13 protein-coding genes and 1 other RNA gene are annotated in these 18,772 nt (G+C 67.1%); 12 read left to right on the top strand and 2 right to left on the bottom strand.

Going from position 1 to position 18,772, the window contains the following annotated elements:
- Positions 1-85: 85 nt before the first annotated feature.
- Complete coding sequence (locus XcodCFBP4690_RS07395) at positions 86-1,396, bottom strand: NAD(P)/FAD-dependent oxidoreductase (protein ID WP_104540334.1); 1,311 nt, start codon at positions 1,394-1,396, stop codon at positions 86-88.
- The gene (locus XcodCFBP4690_RS07390; RefSeq protein WP_104540369.1) at positions 1,396-2,775 is read right to left on the bottom strand and encodes a glutamine synthetase family protein; all 1,380 of its coding nucleotides are present in this window, start codon (positions 2,773-2,775) and stop codon (positions 1,396-1,398) included. Before XcodCFBP4690_RS07390 ends, XcodCFBP4690_RS07395 begins: the two co-directional genes overlap by 1 nt.
- A 146-nt stretch (positions 2,776-2,921) precedes the next feature.
- Here XcodCFBP4690_RS07390 and XcodCFBP4690_RS07385 point away from each other — a divergent pair, with 146 nt between their 5' ends.
- The 12 genes from XcodCFBP4690_RS07385 to XcodCFBP4690_RS07330 all read left to right on the top strand — a co-directional run bounded on the left by XcodCFBP4690_RS07385 (position 2,922) and on the right by XcodCFBP4690_RS07330 (position 18,646).
- Positions 2,922-3,677 (top strand): gamma-glutamyl-gamma-aminobutyrate hydrolase family protein, encoded by a 756-nt coding sequence (locus tag XcodCFBP4690_RS07385; protein WP_104540333.1) that lies wholly within the window; start codon positions 2,922-2,924, stop codon positions 3,675-3,677.
- A 6-nt stretch (positions 3,678-3,683) separates the two neighbouring features.
- Positions 3,684-5,069 carry a glutamine synthetase family protein gene (locus XcodCFBP4690_RS07380; protein WP_104540332.1) on the top strand — a complete coding sequence of 462 codons (1,386 nt, stop codon included), beginning with the start codon at positions 3,684-3,686 and terminating at the stop codon, positions 5,067-5,069.
- Between the two features lie 810 nt (positions 5,070-5,879).
- Positions 5,880-7,247: an aspartate aminotransferase family protein gene (locus XcodCFBP4690_RS07375; protein WP_104540368.1), complete on the top strand. Its 1,368-nt coding sequence runs from the start codon at positions 5,880-5,882 to the stop codon at positions 7,245-7,247.
- A 255-nt stretch (positions 7,248-7,502) separates the two neighbouring features.
- Positions 7,503-8,618 carry a polyamine ABC transporter substrate-binding protein gene (locus tag XcodCFBP4690_RS07370; protein WP_104540331.1) on the top strand — a complete coding sequence of 372 codons (1,116 nt, stop codon included), beginning with the start codon at positions 7,503-7,505 and terminating at the stop codon, positions 8,616-8,618.
- Between the two features lie 439 nt (positions 8,619-9,057).
- Positions 9,058-10,251, top strand: a complete 1,194-nt coding sequence (locus XcodCFBP4690_RS07365) for an HlyD family secretion protein (RefSeq protein ID WP_104540330.1) — start codon at positions 9,058-9,060, stop codon at positions 10,249-10,251.
- Complete coding sequence (locus tag XcodCFBP4690_RS07360; RefSeq protein WP_104540329.1) at positions 10,248-11,834, top strand: MDR family MFS transporter; 1,587 nt, start codon at positions 10,248-10,250, stop codon at positions 11,832-11,834. Before XcodCFBP4690_RS07365 ends, XcodCFBP4690_RS07360 begins: the two co-directional genes overlap by 4 nt.
- A gap of 4 nt (positions 11,835-11,838) precedes the next feature.
- A complete protein-coding gene (locus XcodCFBP4690_RS07355) occupies positions 11,839-13,329 on the top strand; it encodes an efflux transporter outer membrane subunit (RefSeq protein ID WP_167394508.1) in 1,491 nt (496 codons plus the stop codon).
- Between the two features lie 571 nt (positions 13,330-13,900).
- A complete protein-coding gene (locus XcodCFBP4690_RS07350; protein WP_104540327.1) occupies positions 13,901-15,031 on the top strand; it encodes an ABC transporter ATP-binding protein in 1,131 nt (376 codons plus the stop codon).
- Between the two features lie 61 nt (positions 15,032-15,092).
- Positions 15,093-15,168: non-coding RNA, sX9 sRNA (locus XcodCFBP4690_RS07345), on the top strand.
- On the top strand, positions 15,160-16,071 hold the full coding sequence (locus tag XcodCFBP4690_RS07340) for an ABC transporter permease subunit (RefSeq protein WP_104540326.1): 912 nt from the start codon (positions 15,160-15,162) through the stop codon (positions 16,069-16,071). Before XcodCFBP4690_RS07345 ends, XcodCFBP4690_RS07340 begins: the two co-directional genes overlap by 9 nt.
- Positions 16,068-16,916 carry an ABC transporter permease subunit gene (locus XcodCFBP4690_RS07335; RefSeq protein WP_104540325.1) on the top strand — a complete coding sequence of 283 codons (849 nt, stop codon included), beginning with the start codon at positions 16,068-16,070 and terminating at the stop codon, positions 16,914-16,916. The genes XcodCFBP4690_RS07340 and XcodCFBP4690_RS07335 overlap by 4 nt, the downstream gene beginning before the upstream one ends.
- Before the next feature lie 365 nt (positions 16,917-17,281).
- Positions 17,282-18,646 (top strand): NAD-dependent succinate-semialdehyde dehydrogenase, encoded by a 1,365-nt coding sequence (locus XcodCFBP4690_RS07330; protein WP_104540367.1) that lies wholly within the window; start codon positions 17,282-17,284, stop codon positions 18,644-18,646.
- Positions 18,647-18,772 lie beyond the last annotated feature (126 nt).

Genomic DNA, 18,772 nt, shown 5'->3' with positions numbered 1-18,772 from the left:
ATCGAACCGTCAGATCAGCTAACGGCTCTGCCCGCCAAAACTTGAGCGCTTCGTCGCAGCCTGCGCGCGGCGCCTGCGGCGGCGTTCACCACAGCGCGTCGCGCAGCCGGTACCAGCTCATGGCGGCCACCAGCAGCGGGGTGCGTAGCCGCTGTCCGCCCGGGAACGGGCGGTGCGGAATGCGGGCGAACACGTCCAGGCGCCGGCTCTGGCCGGTGATGGCCTCGGCGATGACCTGGCCGGCCAGCCCGGTGGCGGCCACGCCGTGGCCGGAGAAGCCTTGTGCGAAATACAGGTTCGGCGCGAGCCGGCCCCAGTGCGGGGCGCGGTTGCGGGTGATGTCCACATAGCCGCCCCACACGGTCTCCAGCGGCACGTCGCGCAGCTGCGGGAAGACGCTGTGCATGCGCCGGGTCATCAGGCGCTGCAGGCCCGGCGGCGGGCGCGACGAATAGCTGGCGCGCCCGCCGAACAGCAGCCGGTGATCGGCGCTGAGCCGGTAATAGTCCAGCGCCCAGTTGGTATCGGCCACCGCCATGTCGTTGCCGATCAGTGCGCGCGCGCGCGCCGCGCCCAGCGGCGGCGTCGCGCCGACATAGGTGCCCACCGGCATGATGCGCTGCTCCATCTGCGGGGCGATGCCGTGCAGCAAGGCGTTGCCGGCAATCACCCCGAAGTCCGCGGTGACGCTGCCCTGTGCGGTGTGCATCGTGACCTGTGCACCAGCGTCCTGCCGGATCACCGCCGAGTCCTCGAAGATCAGCACCCCGGCCGCCAGCGCGGCGCGCGCCAGGCCGAAGGCGTAGGCCAGCGGATGCAGGTGGCCGCTGGCCGCATCGAACATCGCGCCCAGGTACAGCGGGCTGTCCAGCACCTGGCGGGTGCGGGCGCGGTCCCACCACTCCAGCGGGTAGTCGTAGCGCTCGGCCATGCGCACGATGCCGTGCCGCAGGGCGCGTACCTGGCGCGGCTTCAGTGGCACGTGCGCATGCCCGTCGCGCCAGTCGCAGGTGATGGCGTGGCGCTGGATGCGCTGGCGCAGCAACTGCATGCCGTCGCGCGAGAAGTCGAACAGCAGGCGCGCATCGGCATCGCCGACCAGCGCTTCCAGCGTGTGCTGCTCGCAGCCGTAGCCGACGATGGCCTGGCCGCCATTGCGCCCGGATGCGCCCCAACCGATGCGCCGGGCCTCCAGCACGACGACCCGGTAGCCGGCTTCGGCCAGCGCCAGCGCGGCGGTCAGGCCGGTATAGCCGGCGCCGAGGATGCAGACATCGGCTTGCTGCGCGCCATGCAGGCGCGGCTGGGCGGTCAGGGCCGGCGCGCTGCGCGCATACCAGCTGTCCGGATAGCCGCTGCCCGGTGTTTCGCTGCTGGTTGCGGCCGGGCTGCCCATCACACGGTGCGCAGGTACCGGGCGTAATCCAGGTCCGGCACCAGCGCCTGGTAGTCGAACAGCTCACGCTGCTTCTGCTGGCCGAACACCTGCCGGAATTGCGTGCCGAACTGGGCGTCGATGAAATCGCTGCCCAGGAACGCATCCACCGCGCCCTGCCAGGTGCGTGGGCGGAACACCGATTGCGCATAGGCATTGCCCACGATCGGCGCAGTGGGCTCGCCGGGCTGTCGCAAGCCGTCCAGCATGGCCGCCAGCACCGCGGCGGCCACCAGGTACGGGTTGGCATCGGCGCCGGCGATGCGGTGTTCGATGCGGGTGTTGCGCGCATCGCTCTGCGGGATGCGCAGCGCCACGGTGCGGTTGTTGAAGCCCCAGCTGGCATCCAGCGGCACGAACGCATTGCTGACGAAGCGGCGGTAGCTGTTGGCATGCGGGGCGAACAGCAGCAGGCAGGCGTCGGCATGCCGCTGCAGCCCGGCAATGGCGTGGCGCAGCGCGTCGGTCGGCGCGTCGGCACGGCCGGCCAGCACATTGTTCCCGTCGCCATCCAGCAGGCTCACATGCAGGTGCAGGCCGCTGCCGGCCTGCTCGGGGAAGGGCTTGGCCATGAAGCTGGCGAGCATGCCCTGCTGCTGCGCAATGGCCTTGATGGTGCGCTTGAGCAGGATCGCCTCGTCGCAGGCCGCCAGCGCATCGGCGCGATGCTGCAGGTTGATCTCGAATTGGCCTGGCGCGTACTCGGCCACGGCGGTGTCGGCGGGAATGCCTTGCTGGCGGCATGCGGCGGTGACCGCATCGGTGAAGCCGCGCTGCTCGTCCAGGTCCTGCAGCGAATATACCTGCGTGCTGTCGCTGCGCGCGCCGGTGACCGGGTCGCGCGGTGTCTGCGGACGGCCCTGCGCATCGGGCACCGCATCGAACAGGTAGAACTCCAGCTCCACCGCAATCACCGGGGTCAGCCCAAGCGCCGTAAAGCCCGCCAGCACGCGTTGCAGCACCGCGCGCGGCGCCACCTCGAACAGGCCGCCCTCGGGGGTGTGCATCGCCAGCAACAGCTGCGCCATGGGTTGCGGCGCCCAGGGGACTGGCCGCAGCGACCCGGCGATCGGCCGGCAGATGCGGTCGGCATCGCCGATCGCATAGCCCAGCCCGGTCTCTTCCACGGTGTTGCCGGTGATGTCGGTGGCGATCAGCGACATCGGCAGGCACACGCCATCGCGGTACACCTTGCCCAGGGTGTCGGCGGTGATGCGCTTGCCGCGCAGCACGCCGTTGGTATCGGGCAACAGCAGGTCCACCGAGGCACAGCCGGGAATGCGCGCCAGGGTGGTGGCGTCGGCGGCGGGCAGGGACGCGACGGAGTTCTCGGAAGCCATGGGCACCACCTGCAAAGTCGCCGCCAGCCTAGCAAAGCGCGCGTGAGCCGTCGCAGGCGCGTGCCGCGGCCGCGGTGGCAATGGCGGCGGTAGCGCGGTAAGTTCGGACGCACCTGCCGTTCAACGCGCCGCATCGGGATGTCTGCATGGCTGTCGTACCGCTGGTCGGGCTGCCGACCGACCGCATCGCGCAGGGGCCGCATCCGTTCCTGGCGGCCGGCGAAAAATACGTGCGCGCGGTGGTGGAAGCGGCCGGGGCCATGCCGGTGTTGCTGCCCAGCCTGCAGCCCACGCTTGATGCCGCGGTGTGGCTGGAGCGCCTGGACGGCCTGTTGCTCACCGGAGCGGTCAGCAATATCGAGCCGCATCACTACAGCGATGAATCCAGCTGGGAGGGAAACCCGCACGATGCGGCCCGCGATGCCACCAGCCTGGGGATGATTCCGCAGGCGCTGGCGCGCGGCCTGCCGGTGCTGGCGATCTGCCGCGGCCTGCAGGAGGTGAATGTGGCGCTGGGCGGGCGCCTGCACCAGCGCGTGCATGACGTGCCCGGCCTGGCCGATCACCGCGAAGACCGCAGCGCTGCGCTGGAAGTGCAATACGGCCCCGCCCATCCGGTGCGGCTGCAGCCTGGCGGCTGGCTGGCCGGCATGAGCGGCGCCAGCGAGGTGATGGTCAATTCGCTGCACGGGCAGGGCATCGCCCGGCTTGCCGACGGGTTGCTGGTCGAAGCCACCGCACCCGATGGCCTGATCGAAGCCTTCCGCGGCGCGGGGCCCGGATTTCTGCTGGCTGTGCAGTGGCATCCGGAATGGCGTGTCACACAGCAACCGTTCTACCGTGCCATCTTCGAGGCCTTCGGCCAGGCCTGTCGCCGTCATGCCGCCCAGCGCGGCCAGTGAGGTTGTATGTCGCTTCGTCAACGTTCGCGCATCGCCACGCCCAAGCAGCCGGAGAGCGCCTTGCGCCGCTGGCTCAAGGACCGCAACATCACCGAGGTGGAATGCCTGGTGCCGGACATTACCGGCAACGCGCGCGGCAAGATCATTCCGGCCGACAAGTTCTCCCACGACTACGGCACGCGGTTGCCGGAAGGCATCTTCGCCACCACCGTCACCGGCGACTTTCCCGACGACTACTACGCGCTGACTTCGCCGTCGGATTCGGACATGCACCTGCGCCCGGATGCCTCCACCGTGCGCATGGTGCCGTGGGCCGCCGACCCCACCGCGCAGGTCATCCACGATTGCTATACCAAGGATGGCCAGCCGCACGAGCTGGCGCCGCGCAATGTGTTGCGGCGCGTGCTCGATGCCTATGCGCAGGTCAAGCTGCAGCCGGTGGTGGCGCCGGAGCTGGAGTTCTTCCTGGTGCAGAAGAACACCGACCCGGATTTCCCGCTGCTGCCGCCGGCCGGCCGCTCGGGCCGGCCGGAGACCGCGCGGCAGTCGTATTCCATCGATGCGGTCAACGAGTTCGACCCGATCCTGGACCTGATGTACGACTACTGCGATGCGATGGAACTGGATGTGGACACCTTGATCCACGAATCCGGCGCCGCGCAGCTGGAAGTCAATTTCACCCATGCCGATGCCTTGTCGCGCGCCGACCAGGTGTTCCTGTTCAAGCGCACCATGCGCGAGGCTGCGCTGCGCCACGGCGTGTATGCGACCTTCCTGGCAAAGCCAATGGAAACCGAGCCGGGCAGCGCGATGCATATCCACCAGAGCCTGTTGCACGCGGGCACCGGCAAGAACGTGTTCAGCGGCAAGCGCGAAGGCGGCTTCAGCGACACCTTCGCGCATTATCTGGGCGGGCTGCAGAAATATATTCCGATGGCGATGGGGCTGCTGGCACCCAACGTCAATTCGTACCGGCGGCTGATGTTCGGCGAGGTGTCGCCGAGCAATGTGCTGTGGGGCTTCGACAACCGTACCTGCGGACTGCGGGTGCCGATCGATGCGCCGCAGAACATGCGGGTGGAGAGCCGCTTCGCCGGCTCCGACGCCAACCCGTATCTGGCGATGGCGGCGACCCTGGCCTGCGGGTTATTGGGTATCCGCGAAAAGCTCGAGCCAACCGCGCCGGTCAGCAGCAATGGCAAGGAGCAGGGCTACGACCTGCCGCGCTCGTTGGGGGAGGCGCTGGATGGGTTGGAGGGATGCGAGGCATTGCAGGACATGTTGGGCGCGCGCTTCGTGCGGGCCTATATCTCGGTGAAGCGGAAGGAATATGAGACGTTTTTCCGGGTGATCAGCTCGTGGGAGCGGGAGTTTCTGTTGTTGAACGTGTGAGCGGCGTGGTCGAAACCGGGCGTTTCCCTTCTCCCATTGGGAGAAGGTGCCCGAAGGGCGGATGAGGGTACGGTGTCGGGTGGTGTTGAAGCGTGGCGTGGCTTGTGTGCTTGCGCGTTTCTTGGGGGCAAATTTAAAGCCGAGCTTTCACGTTTCTTTGGAATTGTTCTGGATAGTTGAACCCAACGCAGAGCTTTCACGCCCTTTGGGCGCGAGTTACTTTTTCTTTGCTTGTGCAAAGAAAAATTAACCAAAAAGAAAGCACACCCCGTCCTCGCGCCCTACGCGCCTGCGGTGCTACGGGTGCGCAAGGCCGGCAGAAATTTTTGTAAGGGACATTCATGTCCCTTACAAAAACGTCGCGCATCCATGCGCGCCGCCCTGCGGGTTGTATCTGCCGGCCTTGCCGCTGCGGTATGGGGCCCCGGAAAAGCGAAAGCCAGGCAAAGGCAAGCAAAGGCAAGCAAAGCAAAGCAAAGCAGGGCGGGGCAAGCGCCGTTTTGCGCAGCGCACGGAGGTGCGGCGCTATGCACAGGCCAGGCGGTGCTGGGCAGGAGGCCGAAAGTGCGGTCGAAATGTGCAGGCCGCCTACGTTGCCAGACGTTTCCTTCTCCCATTGGGACATTGTCCTCCTTTATGGGGAGAAGATGCCCGAAGGGCGGATGAGGGCGAGGCTAGCGGCAGAGGAAGTTCTCGCGGCCAAGCTGTCTGTCGGACGCGCACGGGCTTGGCGGAGCGCTCTGCAACACCGTCCACGGTCCGGCAACGGGGCCTGGGTATGCTCTTGATTCCTCACGCGTGGAGCAGGTCGTGGATTCTTCTGTGCTCAGGTCGCTGCAGCAGCTCGATGCGGCGCATCATCTGCATCCGTTCAACGACAACGCGGTGTTGGCGCAAAAAGGTACACGCATCCTGACGCGCGGTGAAGGCGTCTACGTGTGGGATGCCGACGGCAACAAGCTGCTGGATGCGTTCGGCGGGTTGTGGTGCGTCAACGTAGGCTATGGGCGCACCGAGCTGGCGCAGGCCGCGGCGCGGCAGATGGAGCAGCTGGCGTACTACAACAGCTTCTTCCAGTGCACCACCGAGCCCACCATCCGCCTTGCCGCCAAGCTGGCGGAGCTGACGCCGGGCGATCTGAACCATGCCTTCTTCGCCAACTCCGGGTCCGAAGCCAACGACACCATCCTGCGCCTGGTGCGGCATTTCTGGGCGGTGCAGGGGCTGCCGCAAAAACAGGTCTTCATCGGCCGCCACGATGGCTACCACGGCACCACCATGGCTGGCGCCAGCCTGGGCGGGATGCAGGGCATGCACAAGCAGGGGGGCTTGCCGATCCCGGGCATCGCGCATATCGCACCGCCGTATCACTTCGGCGATGGCGGTGACCTGGATCCGCAGGACTACGGCCTGCTGGCGGCACGCCGGCTGGAAGCGAAGATTCTCGAACTCGGGCCGGAAAACGTGGCGGCCTTCATCGGCGAGCCCATCCTGGGCGCGATCGGTGTCTATATCCCGCCGCGCAGCTACTGGCCGGAGATCGCGCGCATCTGCCGGCACTACGACGTGTTGCTGGTGGCCGACGAAGTGATCTGCGGGTTCGGGCGCACCGGGCCGTGGTTCGGGGCCGAGTATTTCGGGTTTCAGCCGGATGTGATGACGCTGGCCAAGGGCATCACCTCCGGCTATATCCCGCTGGCAGCGGCGATCTTCAACGACCGCGTGGCCGGGGTGCTCAAGCAGCAGGGCGGCGAGCTGGCGCATGGGGGCACGTATTCCGGGCATCCGGTGTGCGCGGCGGTGGCGCTGGAGAATCTGCGTCTGCTGCAGGACGAGGGCATCGTGGACACCGCACGCACGCAGATCGCGCCGTATCTGGCGCAGCGCTGGGCCGAGCTGGGCGAGCACCGATTGGTGGGCGAGGCGCGCATCGCTGGGCTGGTCGGCGCGCTGGAGCTGGTGCCGGACAGGCGCCAACGCGGCAGGTATTTTCCCAGTCGCGGGCTGGTCGGCGCGCTCTGCCGCGACTTCGCGCTGCAACGCGGGCTGATCCTGCGCGCCACCTACGACGCCATGCTGCTGTCGCCGCCGCTGATCATCACCCGCGAACAGGTGGACGAGCTGTTTGACAAGGCCTGGGGCGCGCTGGACGACACCGCGCACGCGCTGGGCAGGTGAGCGACAGCAGGGCATCGCCAGCGCGCAGGCGCACCCTGGGCTCGTTGCCAGGCAATGCAGCATCCGGCCTGCCGATCGGGAGCACGGCATCGGTCGCTGCTAACGCGCCTGCGGGCGGCCCGCATGATTCCCGTTGCCTGCCGCATGGCCAGCGCGCCTTCCGGCCGGCCCCCGCTGGGCAAACCCGGGCACGCTGGGTAGTCTGGCGCCAGACCGGCCCCGCGCCGGGCCGCCCCCATCGCGCTGGAGATCCACATGACGCTGCGACTGCTCGCATTGACGCTGTCCATCACCCTGTTGTCCGGCTGTGGCGGCGGTGGCGCCCCGGGCAAAGCCGACGCGCAGGCCAAGGTGCTCAACGTCTACAACTATTCCGACTACATCGCCGAAGACACCATTCCGGCATTCGAAAAGAGCACGGGTATCAAGGTCACCTACGACGTGTTCGACAGCGACGAGATGGTGGAAACCAAGTTGCTGGCCGGCGGCAGCGATTACGACGTGGTGGTGCCCACGCTCAACTTCTTCGGCCGGCAGATCCAGGCCGGCGTGTTCCTGCCGCTGGACAAGAGCAAGATCCCCAACCTGGCCAATCTGGACCCGGATGTGATGCGCCGCATCGCTGCGCAGGACCCGGGGAATGCCTATGGCGTGCCCTACATGATCGGCACCACCGGCATCGGCTACAACGTCGACAAGCTCAAGGCGATCTTCGGCAGCACCGAGGTGGCCAACAGCTGGGATCTGGTGTTCAAGCCGGACAACCTGTCCAGGCTCAAGGACTGCGGCGTGACCATCCTGGACACGCCCTCGGACATGATTCCGATCGCCCTCAATTACCTGGGCCTGGACCCGCACAGCACGGTGCCGGCCGAGATCGAAAAGGCTGCCGCGCTGATCAAGGCCATTCGCCCGTATGTGCAGAATTTCCACTCCAGCCAGTACGTGACCTCGCTGGCCAACGGCAATACCTGCCTGGCGGTGGGCTGGTCGGGCGACATCATCCAGGCGCGCGATCGCGCGGTGGAAGCCGGCAACACCGTCAAGGTGGCCTACGCGATCCCGAAGGAAGGCGCGCCGCAATGGTTCGACATGCTGGCCATTCCCAAGGACGCCAAGCATCCGGACAACGCCTACGCCTTCATCAACTACCTGTTGAAGCCCGAGGTGGCCGCGGCCAATACCAACTTCATCCACTACGCCAACCCGGTGCGTACCGCCACGCCGTTGGTGGATGCGACGATCCGCAACGATCCCACCATCTATCCGCCGCCGGAGGTGACCGCCAAGATGTTCACCTACGCGATCAATCCGCCGGACGTGGACCGCCTGTACACGCGGTTGTGGACCGAGATCAAGACCGGCCGCTGACTGCACCGCCCGCCTGTGCGGCGGCCGGGTGGGCGACGTCGTTGCCCGGAAGCTTCGCCCTGGTTCCTGCGCGTCGTGCATCTCCATGCGCCCCCCCCGCGACGGGGTGCCGGCCGCTCCAAGGTCCATGTGCCAGACACCGGCGCGGTGCAGGCCGTTGCATCCCAATAAAAAACCCATCCTGGTCGCTGACACTTCCAACCTGGTCGCAGGGGCATGCGGTCGGTACTGCGGCGTCCGGTCGTCGCGGGCCGGGCGCCCGTCGCGCCACCGACCCATCAGGCGCACTGGCCGGCACAAGCCAAGCGCAGGCTGACCAGGCTCGTCACACTATCTGTACTGGCGGGTTTAAATAATTGTATGGTTTCGCCGCGCTCGCTTGCGCCGCTGCTGCGGCATGCCCTGGCGCGCCTCGCCCACGACACACAGGACGCTTCCTTTGAGCAACCAAGACCACCCGTCCAATGATGGCCGCGACTCGTCCGCCGATGCCCAGGGCGTTGAGGCCCAGCAGCCGCCAAAGCCGTCGCCGCTGAAGAATCCCAAGGTCAGATGGACCCTGATCCTGGTGGGCGTGCTGGTGCTGGTGCTGCTGGTTGTCTGGCTGGCCTATTACCTTGTCAAGGGCCGCTACATGCAGGACACCAATAACGCCTACCTGCAGGCCGACTCGGTGGCGGTGGCGCCGCGCGTCAGCGGCTATGTGACCAAGGTGCTGGTGGGCGACAACCAGATCGTGGAGGCCGGCCAGCCGCTGCTGCAGATCGATGACCGCACCTACCAGGCCACCCTGCAGCAGGCCGAGGCGGCCATTGCCGCACGCCAGGCCGACATCGTGGCCGCCACTGCCAATGTCGCCGGCCAGGAAGCGGCGCTGGTGCAGGCGCGGACCCAGGTGACCTCGGCCGCGGCCAGTCTCAGGTTCGCCCAGGCCGAAGTGAAGCGCTTCGCGCCCCTGGCGGCCTCCGGCGCCGACACCCACGAGCACCAGGAAAGCCTGCAGCACGAACTGGCCCGCGCCCGCGCCCAGTACGAGGCCGCACAGGCGCAGGCCAGCGGGGCGCAGAGCCAGATCCAGGCCAGCCGCGCGCAGCTGGAACAGGCCCAGGCCGGCCTGAAGCAGGCCAGCGCCGATGCCGACCAGGCCCGCGTGGCGGTGGAAGACACCCGCCTGACCAGCCGCATCCACGGCCGGGTCGGCGACAAGACCGTGCAGGAAGGTCAGTTCCTGGCCGCCGGCACTCGCACCATGACCATCGTGCCGCAGGAGTCGCTGTACTTGGTCGCCAATTTCAAGGAAACCCAGGTCGGCCTGATGCGTCCCGGCCAGCCCGCCGAGATCGAGGTCGATGCGCTGTCGGGCGTGAAGCTGCACGGCAAGGTCGAAAGCCTGTCGCCGGGTACCGGCTCGCAATTCGCGCTGTTGCCGCCGGAAAACGCCACCGGCAACTTCACCAAGGTGGTGCAGCGGGTGCCGGTGCGTATCCGCGTGCTGGCCGGAGACGAGGCGCGCAAGGTGCTGGTGCCGGGCATGTCGGTGGAAGTGACGGTGGACACGCGCTCGGCCAAGGATGCCAAGCAGCGTGCCGAAGCAGAATCCGAGCGCGTGCAGGAGCAGGAGCGCGCGCGATGAGCGCAGCGGCCGCCACCGGTCAGGGCGCCGGCGGCAGCGTCGGTCGCGAAAAGGCCGATCCCGGCGCGTGGCTGGCGGTGCTGGCCGGTACCATCGGCTCGTTCATGGCCACGCTGGACATCTCCATCGTCAATGCGGCCCTGCCCACCATCCAGGGCGAGGTGGGCGCCAGCGGTACCGAAGGCACCTGGATCTCCACCGCCTACCTGGTGGCCGAGATCATCATGATCCCGTTGACCGGCTGGTTCGTGCGCACCCTGGGCCTGCGCAACTTCCTGCTGATCTGCGCGGTGATGTTCACCGCGTTCTCGGTGGTGTGCGGCCTGTCGACCTCGTTGCCGATGATGATCATCGGCCGCGTGGGGCAGGGCCTGGCCGGCGGCGCGCTGATTCCCACCGCGCTGACCATCGTGGCCACCCGGCTGCCGCCCAGCCAGCAGACCATGGGTACCGCGCTGTTCGGCATGACCGTGATCATGGGGCCGGTGATCGGCCCGCTGCTGGGCGGCTGGCTGACCGAGAACGTCAGCTGGCACTACGCCTTCTTCATCAACGTGCCGATCTGCGCGGGCCTGGTGGCGCTGCTGCTGCTGGGGCTGGAACACGAGAAGGGCAACTGGGCCGGTCTGCTCGATGCCGACTGGCTGGGCATCTACGGCCTCACGGCCGGGCTGGGCGGGCTCACCGTGGTGCTGGAGGAGGGCCAGCGCGAACGCTGGTTCGAATCCAGCGAGATCAACACGCTGAGCCTGATCGCCTTGAGCGGTTTCATTGCGTTGATCGTCGGCCAGTTCCGCAAGCGCGCACCGGTCATCCACCTGTCGCTGCTGCTGCATCGCAGCTTCGGTGCGGTGTTCATCATGATCATGGCTGTGGGCATGATCCTGTTCGGCGTGATGTACATGATCCCGCAGTTCCTGGCGGTGATCTCCGGCTACAACACCGAGCAGGCCGGCTACGTATTGCTGCTGTCCGGGCTGCCGACCGTGTTGCTGATGCCGATGATGCCCAAGCTGCTGGACGTGGTGGACGTGCGCATCCTGGTGATCGCCGGCCTGCTGTGCTTCGCTGCCGCCTGCTTCGTCAATCTGGAACTGACCGCCGACACGGTGGGCATGCATTTCGTCGCAGGACAGCTGCTGCAGGGCTGTGGGCTGGCGCTGGCGATGATGTCGCTTAACCAGGCGGCCATTTCCTCGGTGCCGCCGGAACTGGCCGGCGATGCCTCGGGGCTGTTCAATGCCGGCCGCAACCTGGGCGGTTCGGTCGGCCTGGCGCTGATCTCCACCTTCCAGGAGCGGCGCATGACCTTCCACACCGAAACCATCGGCAGTTCGATCACCGCCAACGCCCCGCGCGCGCAGGAGGCGCTGGCCGGCCTGAGCGCGCAGATGCAGGGCAGCGCCGGGGGCGAGGCGGCGATTCGTTCCATCGCGCAGTTTGCGCGGGTGGTGCAACAGCAGGCGCTGGTGATGACCTACAGCGACCTGTTCTGGATCTTCGGCATGATCGTGGTGTGCACGATTCCGCTGGCCTTTTTGCTCAAGCCGTTACCCAAGGGGACGCACCTTGCGATGCATTGATTCCATGCGCCTGCTCCGCCTGCCGCTGGCCGCGGCGTTGAGTGCTGTCGTGCTCGGCGGCTGCATGCTCGGCCCCAATTACACCAAGGCCCCCCCGGTGGCCGATGCGGCCATGCAGGCTCCGACGCTGCATCGCGCCAGCGGCGCGGAAGTGGTGGCCGCTGCACCGTTGAACCACTGGTGGGAAGAACTGCACGACCCGACCCTGACCCAGCTGGTGACCCAGGCGCTGGCCGACAGCCCCAATCTGCGTGCCGCGCAGGCACGCCTGCAGGCCAATCGCGCACTGGCCCGCCAGCGCCGCGCCGAGCGTCTGCCCAAGCTCAACGCCAGCGCGGTGTACGCGTATGCCGAACCGCCGCAGTCCATCGTGGACACGCTGGGCGGCCAGCAGAACGGCCAGCAGGGCCAGCCGCCCGCGCAAGGCAGCCAGGCGCTGGATCTGGAAAAGACCGAGATCTACAGCGCCGGCTTCGACGCCAGCTGGGAGCTGGATTTCTTCGGCCGCCGCCGCCGCGCCGCCGAAGGCGCGCTGGCCCAGGCGCAGGCCTCCGAGGCCGAACTGGCCGATGCGCAGGTGCAGCTGGCCGCCGAGGTCGGGCAGGTGTACCTCAACTACCGTGGGTTGCAGGCGCGGCTGGCGATCGCCGATGCCAACCTGGACAAGATCCGCCAAACGCTGCAGCTGGTACAGCAACGCCGGAGCCAGGGCGCCGCGTCGGACCTGCAGGTCGAACAGATCGCCACCCAGGTGCAGCAGCAGCAAGCGCAACGCCTGCCATTGCAGATGCAGGCGCAGGAAGCGCAGGACCAGCTGGCGCTGATGGTCGGGCGCGAGCCCGGCGCGCTGGATGCCCAGTTGAGCACGCCCCAGCCGCTACCGATGCTGCCGACGCAGGTGCGCGTGGACGATGCCGGTGCGCTGATCCGCCGTCGCCCGGACGTGCGCAAGGCCGAGCGCGAGCTGGCTGCCTCCAGCGCCCAGATCGGCGAGGCCTTGAATGGCTATTTCCCGCAGGTGACCCTGCTGGGCGGCCTGAGCTGGGTGGCCGGCTCACCCAGCGATTTCAATTCCGATGCGCGCACCGTGCTGGCGGCGCCGATGCTGCGCTGGTCGATCTTCGATTTCGGCAAGACCCGCGCGCAGGTCGACCAGGCGCGCGCCGGCAACGCCGGGCGCGAGGCGGCCTACGAGGCGGCGGTGCTGGGCGCCTTGCAGGACGCCAATGCGGCGCTGTCGCGTTTCGGCTCGGCGCGCAAGCAACTGGTGGTCGCGCGCCAGGCCGAAGCCTCGGCCACGCGCTCGGCCGGGCTGATGCAGCAACGCCGCGATGCCGGCGCGACCTCCTCGATCGACCTGCTGGATGTGCAGCGCCAGCAACTCTCGGCGCAGGACGCCGCCGCGCAGGCGCAGGTGCAGTTGCTGGTGAACTATGTGGCCTTGCAGAAGAGCCTGGGGCTGGGCTGGAGCGAGGCGCCGAAGGAAACGCGCTGAGGCATCCGGCTGCCGCTCGTTGAGCGCGGATGCCGGCCGTATCGAGGCGGTTGCCGCGGAGGTCGTGGATGCGTTCGCTGCCGGCGGGGGCGAACCGGCGATGTCGCGCTATACGCCGTCGCCGGCGCGCGACGTCGCGCAACGGCGAGCGTGGCAGGCGGTCGGCGAAAGCGACATGCGCGTCTTGCCCGCACCGCGATGGCCGCATGGTTGTCGCCGCGTTTCGGTCCCTCGCATTTCGCGAGCATGTCTGCCATGGCGCAGTGAGTCGGCGTGGGTGCGCCCGACCTGGTCGCCGCGCCTGCGGGGACTGTCGGCGGCGTGGTGGAGGGTCTTCGGAACAGTGTCGCAGCCAGGTCCGCTGCTACGCCATACCGCTGCGGTATAGGCGCAGGCCATGCGCCACGCGGGCGCGTGCGCGTGCCTCATGCGTCCGGCAGTCGACAGCGATGGGCGATGCGTCGCCTTGCGCCGCGATCGGCCGGGTAGCCTGCAGGCGAATCCGGCTTTTGTCATGATGGCGCGCAGACTCCGTGCATGGCGCCCGCGCCTGCCGCCATCGAGAGAACCCATGTCACTGCCCGAGGCCATGTCGCCACCCTCCAGCCCCGCCGATGCCGGTTATCTGTCCATCGACGCGGTGCGCAAGGAGTTCGACGGTTTCGTTGCGCTCGACGATGTCAGCCTGCAGGTCCGCAAGGGCGAGATCTTCGCGCTGCTGGGCGGCTCGGGCAGCGGCAAGTCCACCTTGCTGCGCTGCCTGGCCGGCTTCGAACAGCCGACCAATGGGCGCATCACGCTCGATGGTCAATCCATCGACGCGCTGCCGCCGTACGAGCGCCCGATCAACATGATGTTCCAGTCGTATGCGCTGTTTCCGCATATGAGCGTGGAGCAGAACATCGCCTTCGGACTGAAGCAGGAAGGGCTGTCGAAGGCGGCGGTCACCACCCGTGTCGGCGAAATGCTGGAGCTGGTGCAGCTGGGCGCGCTGGCCCGGCGCAAGCCGCATCAGTTGTCCGGAGGCCAGCAGCAACGGGTGGCGCTGGCGCGCTCGCTGGCCAAGCGGCCCAAGCTGCTGTTGCTGGACGAGCCAATGGGCGCGCTGGACAAGAAGCTGCGTTCGCAGATGCAGCTGGAACTGGTCAACATCATCGAGACCTCCAGCGTCACCTGCGTGATGGTCACCCATGACCAGGAAGAGGCAATGACCATGGCCACGCGCATCGCGCTGATGGACCAGGGCTGGATCCAGCAGGTCGGCACACCGGACGAAATCTACGAACAACCGGCCAATCGCTTCGCCGCTGAATTCATCGGTTCGGTGAATCTGGTCGATGCGGTCATTGCCGAGGATCAACCGGACTACGTCGCCTTGAAGACGCCTGCCTTCGACGCCCCGATCCGTATCGGCCATGGCATCACCGGCTTCGAAGGGCAGGCGGTGGCGTTTGCGCTGCGCCCGGAAAAGCTCGCCATCGGCAAGGACGAGCCGGTGCAGGCCTGCAACAAGGCGCAGGGCGTGATCGAAGATATCGCCTATTTCGGCAGCCATTCGGTCTATCACGTGCGCCTGCCCAGCGGGGTCAAGCTGATGGCCAATTTCGCCAATCGCCAACGCTGGGCCAGCGAAGCGCTGACCTGGGGCGATGCGGTGTGGGTGGGCTGGGGCGAGGACGACGGCGTGGTGCTCACCGCATGAGAGCGGCCAGCAAAACTACTGCGCAGCCGCCAGGGGGGCGCAGCCGGTGCTCGGAATCCTCATGTACCACCCGTACACTGCGGTTCCTCCGCGCCGTCCGCACCCCCCTGGCGAATGCTCGCGACGTTTTGCTAACCACTCTCCGCCGTGGGGTGCCGGGTGCGCGCTGGGGCGTGATCGCCGCGCCGTATCTCTGGTTGCTGGTGTTCTTCGCGATCCCGTTTTTGATCGTGCTGAAGATCTCGTTTGCCGAGCGCGCCACCGCGATGCCGCCGTATACGCCGCTGTTCGCGTATGCGGCCGATGGCGCGGTGAGCGTCAAGCTGCATCTGGGCAATTATCTGGTGCTGCTGCGCGACAGCCAGTACGTGGCCGCGTACCTGAGCTCGATCAAGATCGCGGCGATTTCCACCGCACTGGCGTTGTTGATCGGTTACCCGATGGCGTATGTGATTGCGCGCCTGCCGCTGGCCACGCGCAACGTGGCGATGATGCTGGTGGTGCTGCCGTCGTGGACCTCGTTCCTGATCCGTGTCTATGCCTGGATCGGCATCCTCGATGGCAATGGCCTGCTCAATCAGGCGTTGCTGGCGATCGGTGTGATCCGGCAGCCGCTGCAGTTGCTGTACACGCCGATCGCCGCCTATATCGGCATCGTCTATTGCTATCTGCCTTTCATGCTATTGCCGCTGTACGCCAACCTGGTCAAGCACGACCAGCGCCTGCTGGAAGCGGCCTACGACCTGGGCGCGCGTCCGTGGCAGGCGTTTGTGCGCATCACCTTGCCGCTGTCGCGCAACGGCATCGTGGCCGGCTGCATGCTGGTGATGATTCCGGCGGTGGGCGAGTTCGTCATTCCTGAAATGCTCGGCGGCCCGAATACCTTGATGATCGGCCGCGTGTTGTGGGGCGAATTCTTCAACAACCGCGACTGGCCGGTCGCTGCAGCGGTGGCCACGGTCATGTTGCTGGTGCTGCTGGTGCCGATCATGATCTTCCACCGTTACCAGCAGCGCGAGCTGGAAGGGCGGCTGACATGATGCGCGCCTCGCGCGGTGGCCGCGTACTGGGGGGCGGCATCCTGGCGCTGGGGTTCGCTTTTTTGTATCTGCCGATCCTGTTGCTGATGGTGTATTCGTTCAACGCCTCGCGCCTGGCCACGGTGTGGGGCGGCTTTTCCACCCGCTGGTATGGCGAGCTGCTGCGCGACCGGCAACTGCTGGACGCGGCCTGGGTCAGCCTGGAGGTGGCGTTCTGGACCGCCTGCGCATCGACCGTGCTCGGCACCATGGCGGCCATGGCGATGGTGCGCATGCGCCGGTTTCCGGGCAAGACCGTGTTCGGCGCACTGATCACCGCGCCGCTGGTGATGCCGGAAGTCATCATCGGGCTGTCGATCCTGTTGCTGCTGGTCTCGATGGGCGGCGTGCTCGGCATCGCACCACGCGGCGCAGTGGCGATCTGGGTGGCGCATGTCACCTTCACCGTCTCGTTCGTCACCGTGGTGATTTCCTCGCGCCTGCAGGAACTGGACCGCTCGCTGGAAGAGGCCGCGATGGACCTGGGCGCCACGCCACTGAAGGTGTTCTTCCTGATCACCTTGCCGATCATCGCCCCGGCCCTGGCCTCGGGCTGGCTGCTGGCATTCACGCTGTCGCTGGACGATGTGGTGATCGCCAGCTTCCTGGCCGGGCCCAGTTCCACCACGCTGCCGATCAAGGTGTTCTCGTCGGTGCGGCTGGGCATCAGCCCGAAGATCAACGCCCTGGCCACCCTGATGGTGCTGGCGGTCTCGATCGCCGCGGTGATCGGCTGGTGGCTGCTGTCGCGCAGCGAAAAACGTCGCCTGCGCGATCAGCAGCTGGCACAGCAAGCGACCGCCTGAGCGCGCATCCGCGTTGATGCGGCGGGGTGCCTCGAACAAAGGCACATCCAGGCAGACACGCGCTGGTGCCAAGGACAACCAGAACCATCGAATTCCGGCGCATTGTCGTGGTCTTCCATCAGTGGAGCTGCCAGTGCGCGATGCTAGAGCATCCTGCGCGGTTGAAGCATGGTCGAGGGCAGGCCTCTTTCCCTCCCGTTGTCCTGCAAGTGCTCTTCAGCGGTCATGGGGTCCGCTTGGCACGATGGAGGTGCGGCATTGCGTCGCGGCAGCGGCAAACACAACGTTGCACCGATTTCAGCCAGTTGTGACGCGGCTACAACTTTCCGGCGACTAGCATGGCGGCCTTGCTACTGGAGATCGCCATGTCCTACGACACCGTCAACCCGGCCACTGGCCAGGTCGAGCACACCCAGCACACCCTGGACGCTGCCGGCATCGAAGCACGCCTGGCCGCATCGGCCAAGGCGTTTCCGGCCTGGGCGGCCTTGCCGCTAGCCGAGCGCGGCGTGCTGCTGCGCCGTGTGGGCGAAGAGCTGACCCGTCGGCGCGAGGATCTGCAACGCATCATGACCGCGGAGATGGGCAAGCTGCGCGCCGAAGCCCTGGCCGAAGTGGACAAGTGCGCGCAGGCCTGCGCGTACTACGCCGAGCACGCGGCCGATTACCTGGCACCGCGCCAAATCCCTACCGAGGCGCAATCGAGTTACGTGCGCTACGAGCCGCTGGGCTGCGTGTTCGCGGTGATGCCGTGGAATTTTCCGTTGTGGCAGGCATTCCGGTTCCTGGCCCCGGGTCTGATGGCCGGCAACGTGTCGCTGCTCAAGCACGCCAGCAATGTGCCGCGCTGCGCCGATGCCATGAAGCAGGTGCTGGACGCTGCCGGCATTCCGCCTGGCGTGTTCGATGTGTTGCATATCGACAACGACCAGGCAGCGGACGTGTTGCGAGACGATCGCATTGCCGCGGTGACCTTGACCGGCAGCGAACGCGCTGGCCGCTCGCTGGCGGCCAATGCCGGCGACCAACTGAAGAAGTGCGTGATGGAACTGGGTGGCAGCGATGCATTCATCGTGCTGGACGATGCGCAGCTGGAGCACACGGTGGAATCGGCGGTGCAGTCGCGCTTCGACAACAGCGGGCAGACCTGCATCGCGGCCAAGCGCTTCATCGTGGTGGATGCCGTTGCCGACCGGTTCATCGAGCGCTTCGTCGCCGCTGCGTCCAGGCGCGTGCTCGGCGATCCGCAGCAGGAAAGCACCACGCTGGCGCCGATGGCGCGTGCCGACCTGCGCGATGAATTGCACAAGCAGGTGCAGGCCAGCGTGGAGAAGGGCGCCAAGGTGCTGCTGGGCGGCGAACCGGTGGCCGGGTCCTACGCCGGCTACCCGGCCACCATCCTCGACCGCGTCGCGCCCGGCATGCCGGCCTACCACGAAGAATTCTTCGGGCCGGTCGCCTCCATCATCCGCGTCGCCGACGAGGCGCAGGCCGTGCGTGTGGCCAACGACACCAGCTTCGGCCTGGGCGGCAGCGTGTGGACGGCAGACCCCAAGCGCGGCGAACGCATCGCCCAGCAGCTGCAATGCGGTGCGGCTTTCGTCAACTCGGTGGTCAAGAGCGACGTGCGCCTGCCGTTCGGTGGCATCAAGCGCTCGGGCTTCGGCCGCGAGCTGGCCGATCACGGTATCCATGAGTTCATGAACATCAAGACGGTCTATGTGGCTTGAGGGCAGGGATTGGTGATTTGGGATTTGGGATTGGCAAAGGCCAGGGCGCTTCCTTCTCCCGCCGGGAAGAGGTGCCCGAAGCGCGGATGAGGTGGCACATGAGGCTTGGTCGACCCGCGCACTCTG

This window comes from Xanthomonas codiaei, assembly GCF_002939785.1.
Classification (GTDB): Bacteria; Pseudomonadota; Gammaproteobacteria; order Xanthomonadales; family Xanthomonadaceae; genus Xanthomonas; species Xanthomonas codiaei.
The sequence above is the reverse complement of the archived record's forward strand: the minus strand, read 5'-3'. Positions and strand labels throughout refer to the sequence as shown.